The sequence below is a fragment of the Rhodococcus sp. KRD175 genome (genome assembly GCF_017168275.1).
Classification (GTDB): domain Bacteria; phylum Actinomycetota; class Actinomycetes; order Mycobacteriales; family Mycobacteriaceae; genus Rhodococcoides; species Rhodococcoides fascians.
Genome location: NZ_JABFAQ010000075.1, coordinates 1 through 6,639, shown reverse-complemented (window position 1 = coordinate 6,639; position 6,639 = coordinate 1). Strand labels below are relative to the sequence as shown.

The window sequence follows — 6,639 nt, the reverse complement described above, 5'->3', positions numbered from 1 at the left end:
GTGGGCTCGGAGATGTGGATAAGAGACAGCCCAGGAACACCCCGCACCCGCCCCCGGTACTCGCGGCGCGGAGGTGACCAAGCTCGAAACGCTGCCGACACCGCCGTCCGACGGAGGCGGCATCGCCCCTCTGGCCGCCCAGACCCCGGCCTCGTTCGGCTCCCTGACCGGCCGCGTCGCATCGGCCTGCGCCAGCGGCGACATCGCCTGTGACACACCCGCCGACGCCCCGCTGGCCCGTCTGGTGACCAACGTCAGCGGCCAGATGAACCTCAACGCTCAAGACCCCGTCGGGGTCCTGTGGTCGGCCGCGCAAGTCATGGGCACCACCGCGCTCAAGATGGGCGTCGACGTCGTCAACGAAGACATCACCAGCAGCGATGGCACCACCCGCGGTCTGGACTACCGCCCGGGAGACTCCCTGAGCAATCGCGCCGCCGACGCCTCCAACCCGACACACCAGGTCGATGCATTCGCCGCGATCGACAAAGTCCTCGGAATCGGAATCAACACGGCCGTGACGTTTGCGAAGAAGGTCCTCACGATGGACAACATCGCGCAACTGGCCACCGTCGGCCTGACCAATCCGCCGGCAGCACTGGCTCTGCTCGGAGCCAAAGCTACAGAGGCTGCCCTGCAGCTCATTCCGGCGAACATCACCGACAAGACGACCACCGCCGTGTCGAAGATCGTGCAGAACGAACTGACCGACAACAAGGGTCTGATCAAGATGGCCACCGACGTCAAATATTGGGCTGTACGCGCCAATCACGAGTCCTACCAACGTGATGCGGTCACACCGTCGGGTGGAACGTGGCTGAGCTTTGCGTCGGACTGGATCACCGCGCTCGTCAAAGATCTCGAGGCCGGATCGACCGCTCCCACAGCAGACAAGGACGCCTTCACCCGGACCGTTCCCGTCGACGGGCAGGGCTCCTACCAAGGCCTTCCCGGTCTTCAGTTCCAGGTCGGCGCACAACCGTCCTCGACTTCCACCGCCTTCGATCCCTGGGCCGAGTCGTCGTCGACGCTGTCGACGCCGACGTACACCCCGCAGCCGGCCACCGACGCCGACAGCACGAGCACTGCGGCCACATCGGCGGCCCCGGCAGGCGATGCGTTCCCGATGGAGCCGCCCGCCGCCGCTCCGGACGACTCCTCGTGGCTGACCCCGTCCAACTGATGGCGAACCCAGTAAGGACCACCCGATGAGCACCGACTGGAAAGACGGCCTGATGGCCGATCGGACGAGTCCCGACATCCACGACGTCGAGACGGTCACTACACCGGTCGGGCAACGACCGGCGTTCGGGCAGATCGATCTGGACCGCAACACCACCGCGGTGGTGATGTTGGGGCGCGGCGACAGAACACAGCCGCCGCGCCCGCCCTCGGCGTCCGCACTGGAGATCGACGGTGTCCGCGCTGCTCCGGCATCGGGGTGGCGGCGCGCCCTGTATGCGTTGTCTTTGCGCACGATCAACGCCGGCGAATCGCCCGCGGACAAGCGTGCACGCGCCCTCGACGGGCAGATCGCCGCACCGGTGCGCACCGATCACAAGATCACCGTGGCAGGGCTCAAAGGCGGCGTAGGGAAGTCGACTGTCTCTGTCGTGCTGGGCCACGCCTTCGCGGACGTGCGCACCGATCGGGTGTTGGCCATCGACGCAAACCCCGATGCCGGTGTCCTCGCCGAACGGATCGCCGCGATCGCGCCCCGCACCGAACATCCGCCAACGATCTACGACCTGCTCGCCGCCCCACACACCGACCGCTACGCGGACGTGCGTGAGCACACCCTAGAAGCCGAGACCGGCCTGCAAGTTCTCGCCTCACACGATGATCCTGAGCGGTCGGAAGCGCTGAGCGAGAACGACTATCGACGCGTGATCGAGATCCTCCAAGACCACTTCCAGGTGCTGCTCTCCGATTGCGGCACCGGCATCACCCACCCCGCGATGGCGGGAGTACTCGATCTGACCGACTCGCTGATCGCGCCCACCAAGCTCGACGTCTCGGCGGTCACCAGAACCAACGCGCTGTTGGATTGGTTGGACGCCCATCACTACTCGCACCTGGTGCGGCGGTGCGTGATCGTCGTCTCGCGCATGTCGAGCAGCTCGAAGACACCGTTGACCGACAACCAGCTGCAGGAGTACTTCGGCGACCGTGTCCGCGCGGTGGTGACCATCCCGTTCGATCCGCATCTGGACGAGGGCGCAGAGATCCACTGGGATCGACTGCTCCCAGCGACACGGTCGGCGTATCGCGATCTCGCACAACTGATTGCGACCGACTTCGCCGCCGGATGGCAGAACAACAACCGAGTGGAAGGGTCGACGCTGTGAGCGCCACGGCGTGGGCGTCCGCTGACGACTCCCGTGAGCCGGGGCGCACACACGGGTTGATCACCCCGCCGCCAGCAGACCGGTGCATCGACATCTGGCCCGAGCCGGTCTTCGCCCCCGCGGATCGGGCTGTGCCCTCGTGGTGGCTCGTCGGTGCTCACGGAGGTGCCGGGGTGTCGATGCTGACTGCGTCGTGGTCGATCGTCGGCGACGCGATGGGCGCGTTCCCGGCCGGCTTCGAGCAGGAATCACCCTTCGTCGTGGTGGTCGCCCGTGAATCCGCCTGGGGAATCACCCGAGCTCACGATCTGCTCACTCAGCATCTGTCCCGATACGGCGGCGCAACGACTCTGGTCGGGCTCGTCACCGTCGCAGCATCGCCGAGCCGACTCAAGAACGATCTGCGCCAACGCCTCGAGGTGGTTGCCGGACTCGTCGACGACCACCACTGGCGAATCCCGTGGATCGACGCCTGGAACGAACTGACACCCGACGAACTGCCGTTCTGGACTCCTGGAGATCCCGTCGCCACCGGCCGCAAACGAGAACCGCCCGACCAGGCCGTACCGCGCGAGGTCGCGGACGTCGCCGAAGCCATCCGCACCACCATCGTCTCAATCCTCAACACCAACCCCTAGGAGCCGAAAACTATGTTGACCACCGCATTCGACGCAGTCCACACCACCATCCTGGCGATCCCCCAGCCCGATGCCGTCACCCCGCCTGGCGGAGACAAAATATGGAAGGGGGTCGGCGTCATTCTCTGGATTTTGACCATCGGGGCTCTCGTAGGAGTCATGCTCGGCGGCGGGATGATGGGCTTCGATCACCTCAACGGCCAGGGCGCGATGGGCGGCAAAGGAATCAAGGTCCTCCTCGGTTCTCTGATCGGTGCACTGATCATGTCGATCGCCGCCTCGTTGGTCACCTTCGCGATGTCGTGATGTCGACACCATCCGTGCTGCACAACCAGCCTGCTCCCCCATCGCAACCATTGCCCTCAGAGGTCACCGAACCGCTCGACCAGCTTCTGGGCTACGGGATGTGGGTCGTCGGAGCAGTGCTGGTGGCGTCACTGATCGCCGCCGGCGGCATGTTGTGGTGGCATTTCGCCACCTCGACACCCTTCACCCGCACCATGCGAAAGATCCTGTGGATCTGCGCGGCCGCGATCGCCGCCAGCTCAGCGGGCGCACTCGCGGGATTCGCTCTCTCATAACGCAATTCGAATCGGAGAACCTTCATATGAAACGCCACCTCATCGCCGCAGCTACCGTCGTCGCGGTCCTGGCCTTGTCCGGATGCGGATCCAGCGAACCCACAGCCGACACCACGACCACCTCGACGAGCGCAGCTGTCGATACCTCGGCCGCTCCGGCGGACGTGCAGTGGCAGAGCTGGCGGGGCGCGTCCCTGCCGACCTCGAGCACTGACGGTCCGCGTGAGGTGGTGGGCGATGTCGCGTCCGGATACACCCCCACGCCGCAGGGCGCGGTGCTGGCCGTAGCGCAGGGAATCACCAGACTGCGTCTGGCACCGGACAATTCGTGGCCCGATGTGGTCAATGCGGTCGCAGCGCCCGGCGTCGGCCGAGACACCTACGCCGTCAACCGCGCTCAGGTCTCCATCACTGATCCGGCGCCGGAAGGAACCGAAGCACGTCTCGAGGGCTTCGAGGTCACCGACTTCACCGACGCCCGGGCCGTGGTTCGGCTGGCCGTCGAGCGCCCGGACAGCGCGCTGATGGCCACCACCCACACCCTCGTCTGGTCGGGAGAGGACTGGAAGCTGCTGCTGCCTGCACCCGACGACATTCCCGAGCCCGAAACGCTGACCGATACTGCCGGTTTCACCGAGTTCACGGCGGCATCATGAGCACCGGCCAGGGCGAGGGCGGCAAAGCCGTCAAGGAACGCAACCCGGTGTTGACCGGCGCGGCGATGCTCGTCGTGGCTATCATCGTGATCTGCGCCGTCGTCGCGGTCGTCCTGCGATTCAGCGGTGACTCCGACGAGTCACCGGCCGACGAGACGCCTCGTCCGACGGTCACCGCGCTACCCTCCACCGGCCCTACAGCGGTTCCGAACACCGATAGCGCGATGCAGGGGCTCGCAACCCCGACCGTCGACCGTCTGGGACGACGGGTCGACGTTCCGAACTGGCCCGGCGGGTGGGCATTGCCGCAGTCGCCGGTCGAGTACGGCCCCTACAACCCCGCCGTACCGGTGCCCGCTCCTGCTGGGGTGAGCTGGCAGAAGGTCAACGACGGAGCGATCGTCCCGTTCTCCACCTCGGACGGCCCGTCCACCGTGAAAGGACTGACCGCAACCGGATTCGCCCACACTCCACAAGGGGCTGCGTTGGCCGCCGTGCAGATCGCACTGCGCCTTGGGTCGGCGAACAACGAGACCGCGCGCGGAATCTACGACAACCAGACTGTCATGACCGCGGCTCAGCGCAGCGAGCTGTACACGCAGCTCGACGCCGAAGGCCCGTTCCATCGCGGTGCCACCGACGCCGCTCTGAGCTACCAGACCAAGTCTGACGCCTTCCGGATCCTCGACTACGCCCCGGATCTCGCCGTTATCGAAACCGCTAGTCCCGCAGAGAAAGCGGACAACGGCACCGCCCAGTGGTTGACCACCAGGTTGACGGCCACCTGGGTCGACGGCGACTGGAAGCTGACCTTCCCCGAGCATCTCGGTGACCTCTCCGGGACCGCGACCTCTCTGAGCGGGTGGACTCCATGGTGACGATGCGGCTCCGCGCCGGACGGATCGTGCACGCGCTCCTCGCCTTGCTGGTCGTACTCATCGCAAGCGCGTCCCTGATCGGCGCGTTGGCTCAGCCGGCCTCCGCTCAGGACACCACCGCCCCTGCGATCCCGGCCGCACCGCAGGGCTACGAGCTCGTCGGCGCGGACGATCTGAAGGCGAACAACCTTCCCGCAGGTTCGATCACCCTCGGTGGTCTCGGAGGCACGACACCGAAGCCGCTGCCCCCGGGCTACACGATGGTCCAACGGGAGCTGACCTGCATCACGGTTCCACTGGGCGGCGGGCAATCGACGCAGTCGTGCCCCACGGTGACCTACGCCGTGCCCGAAGGTGGACCCACCGAAGCACCCCAGGCACCTGCATTGCCCGAAATCGGCGGCGGCGCACCGGGAGAAGGAACGTTCGGGTTCGACCAGCAGTGCGAGTCGATGACGCAGAACACCGGATCGTGGGCCAGCGTCTCGGGCGCACTGCGAAAGATCTTCGCCAACCCGTCAGAGCAGGTCTGCAAGCTCGCCAACGTCGTTTCTCATCCCGGTGATGCGCTGCAGAAAATGTGGGACTCGGCGTTCGGCAAGAACGTGAAATCCCTCATTGCCGGCGTCGCCGACGGCTGGGGCACGATGATCAACTGGTGGTTCACCACGCCTTCACCGGCGTTGTCGGATGCGAACTACCTCACGGTGCTCCAGACGTACATGCTCCCCATTCAGGGTGCGGTACTGGTGATTTCGATCTTCGTGGCCTGCATCCGCGTCGCCCTGGCTCAGTCAGGAAACGAGAATGCCGCGGCAATGGATCTCGTGCGCACCTTCGTCCGGACGATCACCTCGATGTCGCTGTTCGGTGTCGCCATCGGCCTGGCCATCCAGGTCTCGGACGGCATCAGCTTGTGGTTGCTCAGCGAATCGGGCGGCAACGACCTCGGCACCAAAGTTCAAGCGATGATGATCGACGACACCTCGACGTGGGGTCCGGGCTGGGTTCTGCTGATTGCCTTGTTCGGAATGCTCGGCGCACTGGTCCAGGTCGTGCTGCTGGTGGTCCGCATGGCGTTCCTGATGGTCATCGTCGGTGTCCTGCCCGTCGCCGCGGCGGCATCGGGAACCGAGATGGGTTCTCAGTCCTACGAGAAGATGCGTAACTGGGCGATCGCGTTCATCCTCTTCAAGCCGGCGTCGGCGGCGATCATGGCCACCGCGTTCTGGGCCGCCGACCCCAGCTCCGACGTCACCAAGCTCCAAGGACTGATCCTGCTCACCGTTGCGGCAGTGGCACTTCCGGCCCTACTACGGGTACTGAACGTCTCGACCGCGTCCTCCGGTAGCCCAATGGCATTGGCCGGAATGGCAGCAGGTGGAGCAGCCCTGGGCGTGGCCGCCATGAGCGGCGGCACCAGCGCCGCAGTCATGGGCGCGGCCCGGGCAGCCAAGTCGACCGGCGGCGTGGTCACCCGCAGTCAGGGCGGCTACGGCGGCCAGGCCCCCGGCACCGGCGGTGGCGGTGGCGGAGGC

Annotated in this window: 8 protein-coding genes; all 8 read left to right on the top strand. The window is 66.1% G+C overall.

Translation table 11 applies throughout. The features are described from left to right. The first annotated feature begins 73 nt into the window (after positions 1-73). Positions 74-1,183, top strand: a complete 1,110-nt coding sequence (locus J1M81_RS25850; protein ID WP_206499168.1) for a hypothetical protein — start codon at positions 74-76, stop codon at positions 1,181-1,183. A 25-nt stretch (positions 1,184-1,208) separates the two neighbouring features. Beyond that, a complete protein-coding gene (locus tag J1M81_RS25845; RefSeq protein ID WP_206499167.1) occupies positions 1,209-2,348 on the top strand; it encodes a MinD/ParA family protein in 1,140 nt (379 codons plus the stop codon). After that, positions 2,345-2,986, top strand: a complete 642-nt coding sequence (locus J1M81_RS25840) for a hypothetical protein (protein ID WP_206499166.1) — start codon at positions 2,345-2,347, stop codon at positions 2,984-2,986. Before J1M81_RS25845 ends, J1M81_RS25840 begins: the two co-directional genes overlap by 4 nt. 12 nt (positions 2,987-2,998) lie before the next feature. Beyond that, positions 2,999-3,292, top strand: a complete 294-nt coding sequence (locus J1M81_RS25835) for a hypothetical protein (protein ID WP_206499165.1) — start codon at positions 2,999-3,001, stop codon at positions 3,290-3,292. After that, the gene (locus J1M81_RS25830; protein ID WP_206499164.1) at positions 3,292-3,567 is read left to right on the top strand and encodes a hypothetical protein; all 276 of its coding nucleotides are present in this window, start codon (positions 3,292-3,294) and stop codon (positions 3,565-3,567) included. The genes J1M81_RS25835 and J1M81_RS25830 overlap by 1 nt, the downstream gene beginning before the upstream one ends. Before the next feature lie 26 nt (positions 3,568-3,593). Further along, positions 3,594-4,223, top strand: coding sequence for a hypothetical protein (locus tag J1M81_RS25825; RefSeq protein ID WP_206499163.1), 630 nt, complete (start codon positions 3,594-3,596; stop codon positions 4,221-4,223). Further along, the gene (locus J1M81_RS25820) at positions 4,220-5,101 is read left to right on the top strand and encodes a hypothetical protein (RefSeq protein WP_206499162.1); all 882 of its coding nucleotides are present in this window, start codon (positions 4,220-4,222) and stop codon (positions 5,099-5,101) included. Before J1M81_RS25825 ends, J1M81_RS25820 begins: the two co-directional genes overlap by 4 nt. Then, a partial coding sequence (locus J1M81_RS25815; RefSeq protein WP_206499161.1) for a hypothetical protein occupies positions 5,095-6,639 on the top strand: 1,545 nt, incomplete at its 3' end. The genes J1M81_RS25820 and J1M81_RS25815, both read left to right, overlap by 7 nt.

Excerpts from the sequence above, each read along its gene's own strand:
- J1M81_RS25845 (WP_206499167.1), top strand. The coding sequence starts at position 1,209 with ATGAGCACCGACTGGAAAGACGGCCTGATGGCCGATCGGACGAGTCCC.
- J1M81_RS25835 (WP_206499165.1), top strand. The coding sequence starts at position 2,999 with ATGTTGACCACCGCATTCGACGCAGTCCACACCACCATCCTGGCGATC.
- J1M81_RS25830 (WP_206499164.1), top strand. The coding sequence starts at position 3,292 with ATGTCGACACCATCCGTGCTGCACAACCAGCCTGCTCCCCCATCGCAA.
- J1M81_RS25825 (WP_206499163.1), top strand. The coding sequence starts at position 3,594 with ATGAAACGCCACCTCATCGCCGCAGCTACCGTCGTCGCGGTCCTGGCC.
- J1M81_RS25820 (WP_206499162.1), top strand. The coding sequence starts at position 4,220 with ATGAGCACCGGCCAGGGCGAGGGCGGCAAAGCCGTCAAGGAACGCAAC.